The 17,529-nt window shown below is 48.2% G+C and carries 13 protein-coding genes; 8 read left to right on the forward strand and 5 right to left on the reverse strand.

The genetic code is table 11. The annotated features are described in order from the left end of the window. The first annotated feature begins 216 nt into the window (after nucleotides 1-216). From CYJ98_RS06435 to CYJ98_RS06465, 7 genes are all read left to right on the forward strand, one after another. The gene (locus CYJ98_RS06435) at nucleotides 217-2,136 is read left to right on the forward strand and encodes a TonB-dependent receptor (RefSeq protein WP_101755317.1); all 1,920 of its coding nucleotides are present in this window, start codon (nucleotides 217-219) and stop codon (nucleotides 2,134-2,136) included. Nucleotides 2,137-2,193: 57 nt separating this feature from the next. Further along, complete coding sequence (locus tag CYJ98_RS06440; protein WP_003745757.1) at nucleotides 2,194-3,171, forward strand: ABC transporter substrate-binding protein; 978 nt, start codon at nucleotides 2,194-2,196, stop codon at nucleotides 3,169-3,171. Nucleotides 3,172-3,563: 392 nt separating this feature from the next. Beyond that, nucleotides 3,564-5,360: an ATP-dependent nuclease gene (locus CYJ98_RS06445; protein ID WP_070513710.1), complete on the forward strand. Its 1,797-nt coding sequence runs from the start codon at nucleotides 3,564-3,566 to the stop codon at nucleotides 5,358-5,360. Between the two features lie 96 nt (nucleotides 5,361-5,456). Continuing rightward, nucleotides 5,457-6,254 (forward strand): ABC transporter permease, encoded by a 798-nt coding sequence (locus tag CYJ98_RS06450; RefSeq protein WP_101755316.1) that lies wholly within the window; start codon nucleotides 5,457-5,459, stop codon nucleotides 6,252-6,254. Continuing rightward, complete coding sequence (locus CYJ98_RS06455; protein ID WP_009310824.1) at nucleotides 6,254-6,946, forward strand: ATP-binding cassette domain-containing protein; 693 nt, start codon at nucleotides 6,254-6,256, stop codon at nucleotides 6,944-6,946. Before CYJ98_RS06450 ends, CYJ98_RS06455 begins: the two co-directional genes overlap by 1 nt. Before the next feature lie 309 nt (nucleotides 6,947-7,255). Beyond that, nucleotides 7,256-7,879, forward strand: coding sequence for a CadD family cadmium resistance transporter (locus tag CYJ98_RS06460; RefSeq protein WP_167382857.1), 624 nt, complete (start codon nucleotides 7,256-7,258; stop codon nucleotides 7,877-7,879). Between the two features lie 295 nt (nucleotides 7,880-8,174). Further along, complete coding sequence (locus tag CYJ98_RS06465; RefSeq protein ID WP_101755314.1) at nucleotides 8,175-9,272, forward strand: NnrS family protein; 1,098 nt, start codon at nucleotides 8,175-8,177, stop codon at nucleotides 9,270-9,272. 51 nt (nucleotides 9,273-9,323) lie between these two features. Here the strand turns inward: CYJ98_RS06465 and pgi are convergent, their stop codons facing one another. From pgi to zwf, 5 genes are all read right to left on the reverse strand, one after another. Further along, nucleotides 9,324-10,967, reverse strand: a complete 1,644-nt coding sequence (gene pgi / locus CYJ98_RS06470) for a glucose-6-phosphate isomerase (protein ID WP_101755313.1) — start codon at nucleotides 10,965-10,967, stop codon at nucleotides 9,324-9,326. Nucleotides 10,968-11,110: 143 nt separating this feature from the next. After that, on the reverse strand, nucleotides 11,111-11,959 hold the full coding sequence (gene hexR, locus CYJ98_RS06475) for a DNA-binding transcriptional regulator HexR (protein ID WP_004519348.1): 849 nt from the start codon (nucleotides 11,957-11,959) through the stop codon (nucleotides 11,111-11,113). Between the two features lie 77 nt (nucleotides 11,960-12,036). Continuing rightward, complete coding sequence (locus CYJ98_RS06480) at nucleotides 12,037-13,017, reverse strand: glucokinase (protein ID WP_070713189.1); 981 nt, start codon at nucleotides 13,015-13,017, stop codon at nucleotides 12,037-12,039. After that, a complete protein-coding gene (gene pgl, locus CYJ98_RS06485) occupies nucleotides 12,998-13,693 on the reverse strand; it encodes a 6-phosphogluconolactonase (protein ID WP_101755312.1) in 696 nt (231 codons plus the stop codon). The genes CYJ98_RS06480 and pgl overlap by 20 nt, the downstream gene beginning before the upstream one ends. A 63-nt stretch (nucleotides 13,694-13,756) precedes the next feature. Beyond that, nucleotides 13,757-15,202 (reverse strand): glucose-6-phosphate dehydrogenase, encoded by a 1,446-nt coding sequence (gene zwf / locus CYJ98_RS06490; protein ID WP_101755311.1) that lies wholly within the window; start codon nucleotides 15,200-15,202, stop codon nucleotides 13,757-13,759. 484 nt (nucleotides 15,203-15,686) lie between these two features. Here zwf and edd point away from each other — a divergent pair, with 484 nt between their 5' ends. Then, nucleotides 15,687-17,522 (forward strand): phosphogluconate dehydratase, encoded by a 1,836-nt coding sequence (gene edd, locus CYJ98_RS06495; RefSeq protein ID WP_101755310.1) that lies wholly within the window; start codon nucleotides 15,687-15,689, stop codon nucleotides 17,520-17,522. The last annotated feature ends 7 nt before the right edge of the window (nucleotides 17,523-17,529 follow it).

Consider the following 17,529-nt stretch of genomic DNA (forward strand, 5'->3'; position numbering starts at 1 on the left):
AGCCTTTTGCTTTATCAACCTGAAATATTAATAGAAGATAAAACCCGATTTCGGAACAAATACAACCTGCGCCGCCGCTCCTCTCTTCTAAAAATTTTCCTCCTTGTCGATTTGTGTTCTACGCTAGGTATTTATCGACAATAAATACCTTATCGTTTCTTTACTTTGTTTCTCTCCAAGAGCATAATAAATAAAAATGATTATCAGGAGATAAAGATGAAACGAAAACATTTGGTTTACCTGTTAATGAGCGGTTTTGCCGCCGCAAACGGCTTTGCCGAAACCTTGGCAGACCCCGATGAAATCCAGCCTGTCAAAACCTTTTCCCCTCCCAAACCGATTACTCCGACCGCCGCACAAGGCTATTTCCCCGAAAACCAATTCGACCGCACCGACCGTAGCGATCATTACTTTGTTACCGAAAACATAGACCAAGCCTTCCGTCCATTAAAAGCAAACAGCGGTTTTTACGGCAAAAGCTTTTACAATTCCATTACCGCGCAAGCGCGCGGGGCGAAAGTGTACGGCGTGGCCAACCTCAATCACACCAAAGCCAACGGCTATAAAGACGGAGACGGCAATCAAACAGATTGGAAATACAGCCGTTTCAATCAAGCTTTGGTACTCGGTTTCGTGCCGTCTGAAAATCAAGAATACCGCCTCACCTATCTACACGATGACATCAACAACGACCGCCAGCCGCAGTTCGTTAACGACGCATTGGACACCGAGCGCCACATCGCCAAACTCAACGCGCGTTGGGGCAATGCCGATTTGAGCAATACGGTCAGCGCGGAAGCGGGCGTCATCAAACTCAAACGCCGCGCCGACAATTACTCCCTGCGCCCAAACAACACGCCGCAACAAATGTTTGTAGAGCTTGACCGCAAAGTTTACGACTTCTCGCTCAAACACGACGCAGATTTCGGTAAGTTCCACAACACGGCAGCCGTCAGCTACCGCAACGACAGCCAAAACGGCGAGCGCAACGCCCACACCGCCATGCGCGACTTCCTCAACGGCTACCGTTTCGCCGATGTGCATATCGACCGCTGGCGCATCGCCGATACCCTGTCTTACAAGTTCAACGACCAACACAAACTGGGCTTGGGCTTAAGCTACGAACTCAACGAAGCGGACATTCGCAAAAATACGACACAGCCTGAAAACCCAATAAAACCCGGTTTCCCCTTCGCCTCATCACAACAAATCTGGAAAACCCATTACGGCTACGACTTCAACGGCAAAGTGCGCCGTCATGCCTTCTCCGGTGAACTCAAATACGATTTCACGCCGTCTGAAACGCAAAAATACAGCGTTTCCCTTGCTCACTTAGAACGCATCGGCGACAACACCGAACGCTTCAACTCGCTTGCCGCCATCGTGCAAAACCGCATGAACGGCGCGCTGATGAACCGAACCCCAGCTGCCGCCATCGCAGGCAATCCCCTACTGAAAACCGAAAAACACAACCGCATCAAGCTTACCGCCGACAGCCGCAACGACTACTACAACGGCTATATGAACTCGTTGGCAGGCGCGGGCTGGAACGTGGGCGGCACGCTTGTGGCGGACAAAGTCAAAGACCTGATTATTTTTGACCGCGCACACGGACAAAGCGGTACGGCTTCCAAAGGCGGCGGCATCATCACACGCAACGTGGACGCGAGATTGTTTACCGCTCAGGCCTACGCGCGTTACAACTTCAATCCGCATTGGGCGGCAGGCATCAAAGCCGCCTACAACTACGGACACAACGAAACCGACGGCAGGCCGCTCTATCAAATCCGCCCGTTTGAAGCCGCCGTCCAAGCCGACTATAAAAACTACTTTGCCCACGGCAGCTACAACATCGGCGCCGCAACACGCTTTGTCGCCAAACAAACGCGCGGCGATTTTGACACGGCAAGCGGTCTGGGCATAGACAAACGCGAAGCCGCCAAAGGCTTTACCGTTGCCGACGTGTACGCAGGCGTAAACTTCAAAGACAAATACGGCTTACGCTTGGGCGTAAACAACGTGTTCAACAAAAAATACGCCGAATACATCAGCGGCGACCACGTCCTCGCCCTGTCCCCCGGCGTGGTATATGCACCGGGCAGGACATATTGGTTGAGTTTACATGCGGCATTTTAAAATCAGGCCGTCTGAAAGAATGCCTGCATTGGCTTATTAAGAATTAGGAGATAAAAAATGGAACTGAAAAGACGCGATTTCTTAAAAATGACCGCCGCGCTGGCAGCCGCAGGCGTTTCGCCTTCATTGTTGGCAGCCGGTAAAGAACAATTTACCGTGTACGGCGCACCGGCAATGCCTAGCGTTACCATCGCCGTAGCGGCGTTACAAGGCAAGCTGGCGAAGCAGGCGGATGTATCGCTGAAAATTTGGCGTTCGCCCGACCAACTGCGTGCAGGCGTAGCAAGCGGACAATTTAAAGTCATGATGAGCCCGAGCAATGTCGGTGTAAACCTGCGCAACCAAGGGCAGAAAGTCGGCATGGTGAATATTTTAACCAACGGCATCACGCAGCTGATGTGCAAAGGCAGCGCGATTACCTCGCCGCAGGATTTGGTCGGCAAAAAAATCCTTGTGCCGTTTAAAAACGACATGCCCGACATCGTGCTGCAAGCCTTGTTGAAAAAACTGAAAATCGACGCGCATAAAGTCGGCATTACCTACACCGCCACGCCGCCCGAAGCAGTCGGCCTATTTTTGAGCAAGGACTACCATGCCGCCATCCTGCCCGAACCGATGGCAACCGCCAGCCTACTGAAAGGCAAAACCATGGGCGTAAACGTCGTGCGCGGTTTTGATTTGGTAAAAGCATGGGGACAGGCGTTTGACACCAAACCGCTGATTCCGATGGCGGGCATCATCGCCAACGAAGAATATTTCCACGCACACAAGGCGCAGTTCGACCTCTTCCATCAGGATTTGAAAAACGCGCTCAACTGGATACTGGCCAACCGCCAAAGCGCCGCGAAAATTGGCAAAAACTACCTACCCGCCCCCGAACCCGCCCTAGTCATGGGCTTGGACGGCGCGCGGCTGACGGTAACCAAGGGCAGCGAAGTGAAGAACGAGATTTTGAAGTTTTACGAAATCCTAATGCAGTTCAACCCGAAACTTCTAGGCGGCAAGCTGCCGGATAACGGATTCTTCTTGGCTTAAAGGGAGGGGAGGTCGTCTGAAAAGGGAGAAGTAGTATTGGGGAATCCAATATACCCTTTTCAGACGACCTATCAGATAATAGTTAGAACAGTACACACAAAGCCGTCATTCCCGCGCAGGCGGGAATCTAGTCTTTGATATTGCAGGAATGTTTTAAAATTGCAGCGACGTCAAACTTCTGGATTTTCGCCTGCAAGCGAATGGCGATGGGTGGTAACCGTTGGATTGCCAAAACCAGAAACCGTTGAACTACCTGAAATATCAGGACATAACCCAACCTACGATTACTAACTTAATTTATTGAAGAAGCAGAATAAGTTGGTGTAGTATATTGTTTGGGAAAATCATAAACAATTGCAATATTTAATTAAATTTTAAAATGAGAAATTATAATGAAGCTTAAAAGCATAAATATTAAAAGATTTAGATCTATTAATGATTTGAAATTAGAGATCGATACAAGTAATAATTTTATTAGTATATGTGGACCTAATAATGTAGGGAAGACGAATGTACTTCGAGCTCTAAATTTATTTTTCAATCCTAGTAGTTATGTTTTTGAAAACGATACACCATATTTAAAACAAAATACCAGAGGTGGATCTATTGCAACGGAAATTAATCTTCAGTTTGAAGATAAAGGAGTTATATATGAGATAACTAAAAAGATTCAGATGAAAAAAGGAAAACTAGATATAACAGACGTAGGACTTTTGTATAAAGAGGGAACTAAAAAGAAAGAAGATAAAAAAATCTTGGATTCTAGTAAAATTTCAGAATTAATTAAAGGTTTTGTATTTTTCTATATTCCAGCAATTAATGTATCATTTCCTGAGTTGATTAACCTAATTATTAATGATGTATATGAAATTGAATTTATTAATTCTAGGTTTTCAGGTCTAAAAGGGGAACTGAAGACCTCTTTTGAAAAATATAATAAAGGGTTAGTAGATGTTTTGAACCGACTGGCAGAAGAGATAAATCCATTATTTCAAAAGTTTAATGAGAATTGGTCGGTAGAATTTAAAAGTAATATTGAAGTGAAAAAATTCCAAGATTTGATTTCGAAGGATATTAGTTTTCACATCGATGATAAGGCTGGATTTAATAATGAAGGAAAAGGTTCAGGCCTACAAAAATTAGGCTTTATACTCCTACATCAGAAAATTATAGAAAAACTATCAAGATCAAAGAAGAAAAATATAATATTTTGTATTGATGAGCCCGATGCTTTTTTACATAGAGGTCTTCAATTAAGATTAAAAGAGATTTTATATGATATATCAAATGAATATCAGGTAATTGTTACAACACACTCTCCTGAGTTCATTGACTCATCTACACTTAAAAACGTAATTTTATTAGATCAGGATATTGGGGGAGGGAAAGTTTATGCAAGAACTAAATCCTATATGAATCCTATCAATACTATCTCTATAGATCTATCTAAAGAAGATGGTGCTAGAAAGATACGGGAATATTTAGGTCTCGAAGAAGATAAAACAGATCTTTTGGATAATTATAATCTCTTTGTCGAAGGAGATTGTGATAAAAAGTATATTTCTGAATTATGTGAATTTTTCAAAATAGAGACAAAAAGGATATTTTCTATTAATGGCGTAAATAAATATGATAAAACTTTGGATTTTTATGATGATTGGTATTCTGATTCAACTAAAAAACCCAAAATTACGTTACTTTTTGATAATGACGATGAAGGAAGAAAGTGTTATAAATTGATTAAAGGAAAAAAATTTAAAAATATTCAAGTGGATTGTAAGTTTATTCCTACCAGAACTGGAGATTTACCAGATTTAAGTAATTTGCAGAATGTTAGAAGTAATTTAGAAATTGAGGATTTTATATACCCAGAGCTAATCTTCTATTTATCATCGTTATTACTTTCTAGAAAAAATATTACAAAATTTTCTTTTAATGAGTTAGATAGAAAATTAAAGAATAAAGGGTTTGCGGATGGTGGTATATTAGCTTCAATGGATCTATTATTAAAGGATAAAAATCCTAATGGTATAGGGGCACTAAACTTTCGTACCTCAAATATGAAAGGAGGGTTGGCTTCTCACTTTAATCTTTCTGGCAATAAAAAAATGACTAGTTTGTTAATTGATGCTGATAAAAAATATCCAGAAGTTAAAAAATTCTTAATTGATATTATGCATAAAAATTAATTATTTGTTGTGCTAAGGCGTCCCAGCTAACCCAATCAACCATTTTTCAGACGACCTATCATCCCCAAACCATCCCCATCAACTAACACCCAAACCATGATTAAAACCGACAAAATCCGCAAACCGCAGCCTGCGGTGTTTTACATCATCGACTACCTTTGGAGCGGCTTTGCCGGTTTGAGCGTGGCGATGGTGGTGGTGGCGTTGTGGGCGTGGGGCAGTGCCGTGTTCGGTGAGTTTATGCTGCCTGCGCCGGTGGAGGTGTTTCAAAAGTCGTTTGATTTATTGAAACATTTTCAGGAAAACGAAATCGGCATTTCGCTGTGGCGGTCGGTGGTGGGGATTTCGATTGCTTTGGTAGCGGGATTGGCGGCGGGGCTGGTGGCGGGCAGTTTTAAGACGGCAATGGCGTTGCTCAAGCCTGTGATTACGATTTTGTTGGCGATGCCGCCGATTATTTGGGTGGTGATGGCTCTGTTTTGGTTCGGTTTCGGCAATCCGAGCGTGTTGTTTACCATCATTGTGTTGGTTGCGCCGCTGACGTTTGCGAGTGCGGCGGTCGGGATGGCGAGCGTGAACAAGCAGCATGAGGAGTTGTTTGACGCTTATAAATTAGGCCGTCTGAAAAAAATCCGTTATCTGTATATCCCGCATCTGACGGGCTATGTGATTTCCAGCATCGGCGTGGCGGTGGCGATGGGGGTGAAGGTGGTGATTATGGCGGAACTCTTGGGCGCGAGCGAAGGCGTGGGCGCGCGGATTGCGGACGCGAGGGCGATGCTGGAGACTTCGACGGTGATGGCTTATGTGGTGTTGGTTATTGTGTTTGTGTCGCTGTTTGAATACCTGATTACCAAGCCTTTGGAAATTTTGTTTATGCCGTGGAGGAGATGATGCTCTGTCTTGAAAACGTGCGTTTTGAAATTCTCCGCGACCCTATCGTGCGTGATTTCAGTTTGAACCTGCAACATGGCGAAGTGAAGGCCTTGTTCGGGCCGAGCGGCTGCGGCAAGACGACGGTTTTGCGGCTGATTGCGGGCTTGGAAACGCCGAAATCGGGCACGATACGCAATACTTTCCGCAAAACGGGTTTTCTGTTTCAGGAAAACCGCCTGCCGGGAAACTTGACCGCGATGCAGAATATCGCTATTTTTATGGACAAACCCGATGAAGGCGAAATCATCGCGCTGGCGGCGAAAGTCGGGCTGACTGCGGGCGATTTGAACAAATATCCGACCGAATTGTCCGGCGGCATGGCGAAACGGGTAGCATTTTTGCGCCTGCTGCTGTGCGGCTGCGACCTTGCCTTGCTGGACGAGCCGTTCGTCGGTTTGGACCGCGATTTGCGCGATATTTTGGTCGCCATGCTGGTGGAAAAAATCGAGCGGCAGGGCATGGCGTGTATGCTGGTAACGCACGACCGCTTCGAAGCCGCACGCCTGAGCCATGAAATCATGCTGCTTTCCACTAAGGGCATGAACGTGCAAAACGTGATTACCCTGCCTACGCCGCTGTCCGAACGCGATTCGGCTTTTGAAGAAGCCGTGGTGGCAAGAGAGTTTCAGGGGATTCATTATTATGAGTGATAGGAATTTAAATTTCTGACAAACCTTGCGGTTCGTTGCCCTCTCCCTAACCCTCTCCCACGGGGAAAGGGAATCAGGTTTCTCAAAATCAGAGAGCCGTAGAATTGGGAATCAGATGTCAGGTAAACCTGAAAATGTTCAGGCTCGACAGCCCAATTCCCTCTCCCCGTGGGAGAGGGCTAGGGAGAGGGTAAGCAAGCCGCAGGCTTGCCTCTTTAGCGAAAGATACGAATCTGTTATCCGAACGCGATTCGGTTTTTGAAAAAGCCGTGGTGCCAAGGGGGCAGGGGATTCATTATGAGGTGCTTTATGTTTTCGACTGTGATTACTGCTACTGTTTTATATATTGCTACAGCAGTAGATTTGTTGGTAATACTATTAATATTTTTTGCTAGAGCAAATACTAGAAAAGAATATCGAGATATTTATATCGGACAATATTTAGGTTCTGTAATTTTAATATTAGTTAGTTTATTTCTAGCTTTTGTTTTGCATTATGTTCCGGAAAAATGGGTGTTGGGTTTATTAGGTTTAATACCGATTTACTTAGGTATTAAAGTTGCTATTTACGACGATTGTGAGGGCGAAAAAAGAGCTAAAAAAGAATTGGATGAAAAAGGGTTGTCAAAATTAGTCGGTATTGTTGCTTTGGTTACAGTTGCTAGTTGTGGTGCAGATAATATTGGACTTTTTGTTCCTTACTTTGTGACTTTAGATCTTGTCGACTTATTAGTTACTCTTCTTGTATTTTTAATATTGATTTTTGTTTTAGTATATACAGCACAAAGATTGGCTAATATTTCAGGTGTTGGTGAAATTGTAGAGAAGTTTAGTCGTTGGATAATGGCTGTTATTTATATTGGTTTAGGATTATTTATTATTATTGAAAATAATACAATTCAAACAATAATATCAATAATATCAATAATATGAATGATACGGGCATTTGAGTATCTGACAAACCTTGCGGTTCGTTGCCCTCTCCCTAACCCTCTCCCACGGGGAGAGGGAATCAAGTTGCTGAAAATCAAAGAGTGCAGGATTGGGAATTAGATGGCAGGTAAACCTGAAAATGTTCAGGCTCGACAGCCTAATTCCCTCTCCCTGTGGGAGAGGGCTATGGAGAGGGCAAAAAAGCCGAAGGTTTGCTTCTTCAATACAAGATACAACCCTGTCCTCCCAATAAATCTATATCCGAAAGCATCTTCATGCAGAATCAAGCCAAACCATGAATAAGTTTTTCACCCACCCCATGCGGCCGTTTTTCGTCGGTGCGGCGGTGCTTGCCATACTCGGCGCGTTGGTGTTTTTCATCAGCCCCGGTGCCGTCATTTTGCACCGCCAAATCTTCTTAGAACTCATGCTGCCTGCGGCATACGGCGGCTTCCTGACTGCAGCCATGCTCGAATGGACGGGTTATAAAGGCCGTCTGAAACCTGTCGCTACTTTGATGGCGGCATTGCTGCTCGCTGCATCTGCCATACTGCCCTTTTCGCCGCAAACTGCCTCGTTTTTTGTCGCCGCCTATTGGCTGGTATTGTTGCTGTTCTGCTCTTGGCTGATTTGGCTCGACCGAAACACTGACAACTTTGCCCTGCTAATGCTGCTCGCCGCATTTACTGCTTTTCAGACGGCCTATGCCACGAATGGCGATTTGAACTTACTTCGCGCGCAAGTACATCTGAACATGGCAGCTGTCATGTTTGTATCCGTCCGCGTCAGCATTCTTTTGGGCGCGGAAGCCCTTAAAGAATGCCGTCTGAAAGACCCTGTTTTTATTCCAAATATCGTTTATAAAAACATCGCCATTACTTTCCTGCTCTTGCACGCCGCCGCCGAACTTTGGCTGCCCGCGCAAACCGCCGGTTTTACCGCGCTTGCCGTCGGATTCATCCTGCTCGCCAAGCTGCGTGAGCTCCACCATCACGAACTCCTGCGCAAACACTACGTCTGCACTTATTACCTGCTCCAGCTCTTTGCCGCCGCAGGCTATCTGTGGACAGGCGCGGCAAAACTGCAAAATCTGCCCTCCTCCGCCCCATTACACCTGATTACCCTCGGCGGCATGATAGGTGGCGTGATAATGGTGTGGCTGACCGCCGGACTGTGGCATAGCGGCTTTACCAAACTCGACTACCCAAAACTCTGCCGCATTGCCGTCCCCCTGCTCTTTATGGCCGCCATCTCACGCGCTTTCTTGATGAACGTGAACCTGATATTTTTCATCACCGTTCCTGCGATTCTGACCATCGCCGTGTTCGTACTGTATCTTTTCACGTTTGTACCGATATTTCAGGATAATGCGTTTACGGATGATCCGGAATAAAACAAAAGGCCGTCTGAAACTTTCAGACGGCCTTAGCTTTAAATAAATGCTTTATTTGTTGGCGTTTAAATAAAGATTAATCAGACGTGTAGTGGAGCTGTCGTGTTTTTGCACTTCGGTCTCGCCGGTCAATTCGGCAAGAATGGTTTTGGCCAGTTGTTTGCCGAGTTCTACGCCCCATTGGTCAAAGCTGTTGATGCCCCAAATAATGCCTTGAACGAAAGTTTTGTGTTCGTACATGGCAATCAGGCTGCCCATATTGCGCGGGTTGATTTTATCCATGAGGATAAGGTTGGTCGGGCGGTTGCCGGAGAAGGTTTTGTGCGGAACAAGCTCTTCGATACGCGCTTCGTCCATGCCTTGTGCTTGAAGCTCGGCACGTACTTCGTCCGGCGTTTTGCCGCGCATAAAGGCTTCGGCTTGGGCAAAGACGTTCGCCAACAGGATTTCGTGGTGGCCTTGCAAATTGCTGCGTTTTTCAAGAGAGGCGATGAGGTCAATCGGTGTGATGTGCGTACCTTGGTGCAGCAGTTGGAAGAAGGCGTGCTGGCCGTTGATACCGGTTTCACCCCAAATAATCGGGGAAGTTTCGTAACCGACCGGTTTACCGTCAAGGGTCACTTGTTTGCCGTTGCTCTCCATATCGAGCTGCTGGATGAATTTGGGCAGACGGTGGAGATGTTGGTCGTAAGGCGCGATAACGTGGCTGCCGCCACCGTAGTAGTTGATGTACCAAATGCCGATAAGGGCAAGGATAACCGGCAGGTTGCGCTCCAGCGGCGTGTTGATGAAGTGTTGGTCCATCAAGTGCGCGCCGTTGAGCATTTCGATGAAGTTTTCTTCGCCGAGATACAGCATAATCGGCAGGCCGATGGCCGACCACAGGCTGTACCGTCCGCCGACCCAATCCCAGAATTCAAACATATTGGCGGTATCGATACCGAATTCGGCAACGGCTTTTTGGTTGGTCGATACGGCAACGAAGTGTTTGGCCACGGCGCTTTCATCGCCTGCATGATCCAAGAACCATTTACGCGCGGTCAGGGCGTTGGTCAGGGTTTCTTGGGTGGTAAAGGTTTTGGACGCAATAATGAACAGCGTAGTTTCAGGGTGGACTTTGGACAATACGTCGCGCAGTTGGGAGCCGTCCACATTGGAGACGAAGTGCATGTTCAAACGCGGATGGCCGAAAGGCTTGAGCGCGGTACACATCATCAGAGGGCCGAGGTCAGAGCCGCCGATACCGATGTTGACGACGTCGGTGATGACTTGGTTGGTATAGCCCAACCAGCTGCCGCTGCGGACTTCATGCGCGAACTCGCCCATGCGTTGCAGGACATGGTTGACCTTAGGCATCACATCCTCACCATCCACGACGATAGGGGCGTTGGTGCGGTTGCGCAGGGCGACGTGGAGAACGGCGCGGTTTTCCGTCGTATTGATTTTTTCGCCGTGGAACATTTGCTGCATCCGCTCCGGTACGCCTGCTTCACGCGCCAGTTCGAACAACAGTGCCATGGTTTCGTCGTTGATGCGGTTTTTGGAATAATCCAGCGTCAGGCCGCCGACTTGCAGCCAGTAACGCTCGGCACGTTCGGGATCTTGATCGAACATTTCGCGCATGTGTTGTTCTTTGGTTTCGTCAAAATGTATCCATAATTTTGACCAAGCCGGTAAATCGTGAAGGTGTTTCATCAGATGCTCTCCTGGATAGTGGACAGTTTTGTTGAGAAAACGGCCGTGAGGTCGTCTGAAACGGGAACGGGGTGGTTTCCGTTTTTTGGGGTTTCAGACGGCCTTGATGTGGGTTGGAGCCGTCTGAAGATATCAGTGAAGAATCAATCTTTATCGTATTCGATGTGTTTGTTATGTATGCTTTTTTTACTTTTTTGCAGTTGCGTGCTGGCGGTATCGCCCAAGCGTAAGGCCAAGCCAATAGCAAGAATGTCGATAACGGCTAGTTGCAGAAGGCGGGACACCATAGGCGTATAAAGCTCGGCATTTTCCTGAGTGGCAATGCTCAATACGCAGTCGGCCATTTGAGCCAACGGCGAATCATTGCGGGTCAGCGCGATAACGGCTGCGCCGTTTTCTTTGGCGATACTGGCCGCGTCCAATAATTCGATAGATGAGCCGGTATTGGAAATCGCCACCAACACATCCTGCTCGGTCAACACGGAAGCCGCCATCAGCTGGGTATGCGTATCGACATAGGCAACGGTGGACATACCGAAGCGGAAGAATTTGTGTTGCGCATCTTGGGCAACGATGCCGGAGTTGCCGACACCATAAAACTCAACGCGTCGCGCGTGCATCAGAATGGCAATCGCGTTTTCCAGCTCGGATTCTTTCAGGAAGCGGCGCTCGCCCAAAAGGGAGGCTGCGGCATTGCCCAATACTTTTTCGACCACGCTGCCCATGTTGTCATCGGCGTTTAATTCTTCATGAACGTAAGGCATGCCTTCGTGGCCGATGCTGGCAGACAAAGCGAGTTTGAACTCAGGCAAGCCTTTATAACCCAAGCTGCGGCAGAAACGGATTACAGTCGGCTGACTGACGGAAGCACGCTCGGCGATTTCCGCCACAGCGGCATGAACGAACCATTTCGGCTCGGCCAACGCAGATTCGGCAACTTTGCGTTCTGCGCCGGAGAGGTTGGACAATGATTCGCTGATTTTGCTTAACATATACTCTACCCTTTGATTTTTTGACGTTCAGGATAAGGTACTTTTTCGTACCCTGCCCTGCACCGCCGTTTGTGTGTCTAAACGTTATTTAAATGATTGTCTAATGCGACCGCTGCGCCGACGATGCCCGGAAACTCGCTCAATACGACATACACGGGAATGGCGGCAAGATAAGCTTCAAAGCGGCCTTTGTTTTCAAAGCGGCTGCGGAATGGAGACGTTTTAAAGTAATCCAACACGCGCGGGATAATGCCGCCACACAAATACACGCCGCCGCGCGCACCCAATGACAAAGCCAAATTGGAAGCAACCGTACCCAACATGGCGCAGAAAATATCCAAAGTCTGACGGCAAATCGGCGATGTTCCGCTCAATGCCTTATCAGTGATTTCAGAAGGCTTCAGACGGCATTGTTTGATGTTGTCGCGCTTGGCCAATGCCTCGTAAATCAGGCTCAAGCCTGCGCCGCTCAAGAAACGCTCGGCAGAAACATGACCATATTTGTTTTTAGCGTATTGCCAAATCAACACTTCCATATCGTCAAACGGCGGAAAACTGGTATGGCCGCCCTCGCCTGCCAACGCCACCCAGCCGGCAGCGCTGTGCACCAAACCGCTGACACCCAAACCGGTACCCGGGCCGATGACGGCTTTAGGCGCAAATTCGATTGGTTTTTGACCGCCGATTTGTACCAAGTCATTCTTTTCGGTTTTGGTCACTGCCAAAGCCTGGGCGGTAAAGTCGTTCAACAGAATCAACGTTTCAAAACCCAAAGCCTGACGGGTGGTTTCGATGGAAAATGCCCAGTGGTGGTTGGTCATCTGCACCCAATCGCCTAAAATCGGATTGGCAATCGCAAAGGCAGCGTGCAAAACTTTCGGGCTGCCTGCGCGTTCCAAATAAGTTTTGGCGGCATCAACGACGGTATCGTAATCTTTACAAGGTAAAACTTCAGCCTTCTCAATCACTTGTGGTGCAGTTTCAAGCGCAAAACGGGCATTCGTACCGCCGATATCGGCGACCAAACGAGGATAAGCTTCAGTGTGCATAGTAGACATGGCAGTTAATTCCTTGGTGATTGAGAATCAGACTGGTCGGATATTCGGTGTCGGTCCTTGCTGCTGCCTTGTCGAATACCGCTTTTTTCTCTGCGCCTTGAATGGCCAAAAATACATTCGGCGTCTTGGCAATCGCACCCAAAGTCATGCTCACACGCTCATGCGGCGCGGTAACCGGCGTAGTATGAATCAATGTCGGGTCATTGGCTTCATTGATTGCTGCCTGTAATTGAGGCGCTTGAGGGAACAACGACGCAGTATGCCCGTCTGAACCCATGCCCAACACCAGCACGTCAGGTTGCTTGTAATGTTTCAATGCATAAGCAACAACAACTTCAGGTTGTAATTCAGTTTCAGACTTTCCGTCTTCAACAACAGGAATCCATGTGGCAACGGCCGCGTTATTTTTGAGCAGATATTCGCGTACCAAGCCTGTATTGCTGTCGGCATGCGTGGTCGGGACAATACGCTCGTCCACCAAAGTAATGCCGACGTTTTGCCAATTTAAATCTTTTTGCGACAAAGCCTCGAAAAACGCGATCGGCGAACGACCGCCGGAAACGGCCAAAACCGCATGGCCTTTCTCATTCAGCGCGGCCTGCAATGCAGTGGCAACGGCATCGGCGAGAGCCTGCGCGGCAGTTGCAGCGTTTTCTTGTTCGTGCCAAACAAACATGTTTCGTCCTTTCATGGTTTCAGACGGCCTTTTGTTGGAAAACAAGGCCGTCTGAAAGAAATATTATTGCTCTTCGTGCCACTTGTTGCCGTCACGGGCCAACAGCGCGCGCGCAGCTTCAGGACCCCAAGAATGGGCTTCGTAAGCATGTGGAGGCGTTGTATTGTTCGCCCAGTTTTCCAAAATCGGCATCACATATTCCCAAGCGGCTTCGAGTTCGTCACGACGGTTGAACAAAGCGAGTTTGCCGTTAATCACATCCAGCAGCAGACGCTCATAAGCCTCGGCACGGCGGCCTTCGACGGCTGTACCCAAGTCCACGCCAATCGGTGTCACTTCGACTTTGTTGCCTGCACCCGGAGTTTTCACTTGAGTGTAAAGGCGGACAGATTCGGTCGGTTGTAGTTCAATAACCAAACGATTCGGCGCAGGTTGGCTGTTGTCAAAAATATGGTTTTGCAGCGGACGGAAGTTCAACACGATTTCCGCTACTTTGCCTGCCATGCGTTTGCCGGTACGCAGGTAGAAAGGTACACCTTTCCAGCGTTCGTTTTCGATTTCGGCTTTGATGGCGACATAGGTTTCAGTGAAACTGTCTTTCGGTACATCGACTTCTTCCAAATAGCCGTTCATGCCGTTTGCTGCAACATATTGGCCGCGAATAACATTTTCGTTGACGGATTCGATGGTCAGCGGTTTCAGCGATTTGATGACTTTCACTTTCTCGTCGCGTACGGCATCGGCATCCAAGCTCACCGGAGCTTCCATCGCAGTCATACAAAGCATTTGCATCAAGTGGTTTTGCACCATATCGCGCAATGCGCCGGTAATGTCGTAAAACTCACCGCGTTCTTCCACGCCCAACTGCTCGGCGATGGTCAGCTGTACACTTTCAATATATTTGTTGTTCCACAAAGGCTCGAACATCACATTGGCAAAACGCAAGGCCAGCAGGTTTTGCAGGCTTTCTTTACCCAAGTAATGGTCGATACGGTAGATTTGTTCTTCTTTAAAATAACGGGCGACATCGGTATTGATTTGTTGGGAAGAGGCCAAGTCCGTACCCAACGGTTTTTCCAAAACCACGCGTACGTTATCGGCATTCAAACCGATTTCAGCAAGGTTTTCACAGGCTTGCGCAAAGAATTTCGGTGCAGTTGAGAGGTAGATCACGACATTTTCAGTATTCTTGCGTGCTTTTACCAAGTCGCCCAAAGCGATGAAGTCGTCTTTCTTTGTCACATCGACCTTCAAATACTCAAGACGTTGGATAAACGATGCCCACGCTTCTTCTGAGAAGTTTTGTTTGACATGGATTTTAGAATTCGTTTCCACTTTGGCCAAAAAGCCGGCGGTATCCAATTCGCTGCGGCTTACGCCCAAAATACGACCTTCGGGATGAAGCAAACCGGCTACATGCGCCTGATACAGGCAAGGCAAAAGTTTACGCATTGCCAAATCGCCGGTCGCGCCAAACAACACCAAATCAAAATTTGTCTGTGTACTCATTGTTTCATCTCTCGTTGAGGAAGCTTGCTTCAAAACTTTTGGACTGTCGTCATCTATAAAAATCGATTAGAATCAAAAGCCTTTAAGCAATAAGCAGTAAAAAACCAATCGCCTGCACCAAAATTTCAAACAAGCGGGCTAATGAGTAGTAATACTACACATGGCTACACATTTTGTCTATTCTCATTTTTACAAATTGTTTGATTTAACATAAAAGTTTGATGACTTTTGCAGCCTGCCATTTTACGAATTGACCATACCTCGATTTAAATCAAATTTCTTCCACTTAGTAAATTATTTTGTAACAAAATTACAGATTTTGTACTATAATATGCGGACGCTTCGAAGAGAAAATCTTCAAATATTCAGACGGCCCATATTATTCATTCCCACAGCTCAAGGCTGTCTGAAGAAAACACCCAATACAAAAATCAGAAACGCGCAAACAAAATCCCTATCATATCGTTTAGCCAGGAGACCACACATGAACCCCACTCCTATTCACCCGAAACTCGCCGAAATTACCGAGCGCATCATCGAGCGCAGCCGCCCGACGCGTGAAAAGTATCTGGCGAAAATCCGCAGCGCCAAACAGATGGGACGCTTAGAGCGCAACCAGCTCGGCTGCAGCAACTTGGCACACGGCTATGCCTCCATGCCTAAGAGCATCAAAATCGAAATGCTTCAGGAAACCGTCCCCAACTTAGGCATCATCACTGCCTACAATGACATGGTTTCCGCACACCAGCCGTTTAAAGACTTCCCTGACCAAATCAAAGACGAAGCGCAGAAAAACGGCGCGACCGCCCAAGTCGCCGGCGGCACACCCGCCATGTGCGACGGCATCACGCAAGGCTACGCCGGTATGGAATTGTCGCTGTTTTCCCGCGACGTGATTGCCATGAGTACCGCCATCGGTCTGTCACACCAAATGTTTGACGGCGGCCTGTTTATGGGCGTATGCGACAAAATCGTACCGGGTTTGATGATTGGCGCTTTGTCTTTCGGCCATATTCCGGGCATCTTCGTTCCGGCAGGCCCGATGTCCAGCGGTATCGGCAATAAAGAAAAAGCCCGTACCCGCCAACTTTTCGCCGAAGGCAAAGTCGGTCGCGATGCCTTGCTTGAAAGCGAAATGGGTTCTTACCACAGCCCGGGTACTTGTACCTTCTACGGTACCGCCAACTCCAACCAAATGATGATGGAAATGATGGGCGTACACCTGCCTGCTGCCGCCTTCGTCCATCCCTATACCGACCTGCGTGAAGCTCTGACCCGCTACGCAGCCGGACACCTCGCACGCGGCATCAAAAACGGCACCATCAAACCATTGGGCGAAATGTTGACCGAAAAATCCTTCATCAACGCCCTGATCGGCCTGATGGCAACCGGCGGCTCAACCAACCACACCATGCACCTCGTTGCTATGGCGCGTGCCGCAGGCGTGATTTTGAACTGGGACGACTTCGACGAAATTTCTTCCATCATCCCATTGCTGATCCGTGTGTATCCAAACGGCAAAGCCGACGTGAACCACTTTACCGCTGCCGGCGGCCTGCCTTTCGTCATCCGCGAATTGCTGGACGCAGGCCTGTTGCACGACGATGTCGATACCGTCGTCGGACACGGTATGCGCCACTACACTAAAGAGCCTTTCCTCATCGACGGCAAACTCGAATGGCGAGAAGCCCCCGAAACCAGCGGCAACGACGACATCCTGCGCAAAGCCGATAACCCGTTCTCCCCAGACGGCGGTCTGCGCCTGATGAAAGGCAACATCGGACGAGGCGTGATTAAAGTGTCCGCCGTGCGCGAAGGCTGCCGTATTATCGAAGCGCCCGCCATCGTGTTCAACGACCAGCGCGAAGTATTGGCCGCATTTGAACGTGGCGAGTTGGAACGCGATTTCGTCTGCGTCGTCCGCTACCAAGGCCCGCGCGCCAACGGTATGCCCGAATTGCACAAACTGACTCCGCCTTTGGGCATCCTGCAAGACCGCGGCTTTAAAGTGGCGTTGCTGACCGACGGCCGTATGTCCGGCGCGTCCGGCAAAGTTCCAGCCTCCATCCACATGACGCCCGAAGCCTTGATGGGCGGCAACATCGCCAAAATCCGTACCGGCGACTTGATCCGCTTCGACTCCGTTACCGGCGAACTCAACGTCCTGATTAACGAAGCAGAATGGAACGCCCGCGAAGTCGAACGCATCGACTTGAGCGCGAACCAACAAGGTTGCGGCCGCGAACTTTTCGCCAACTTCCGCAGCATGACCAGCAGCGCAGAAACCGGTGCCATGAGCTTCGGCGGCGAATTTGCCTAAACCCTTT

The sequence above is a fragment of the Neisseria perflava genome (assembly GCF_002863305.2).
Classification (GTDB): domain Bacteria; phylum Pseudomonadota; class Gammaproteobacteria; order Burkholderiales; family Neisseriaceae; genus Neisseria; species Neisseria perflava_A.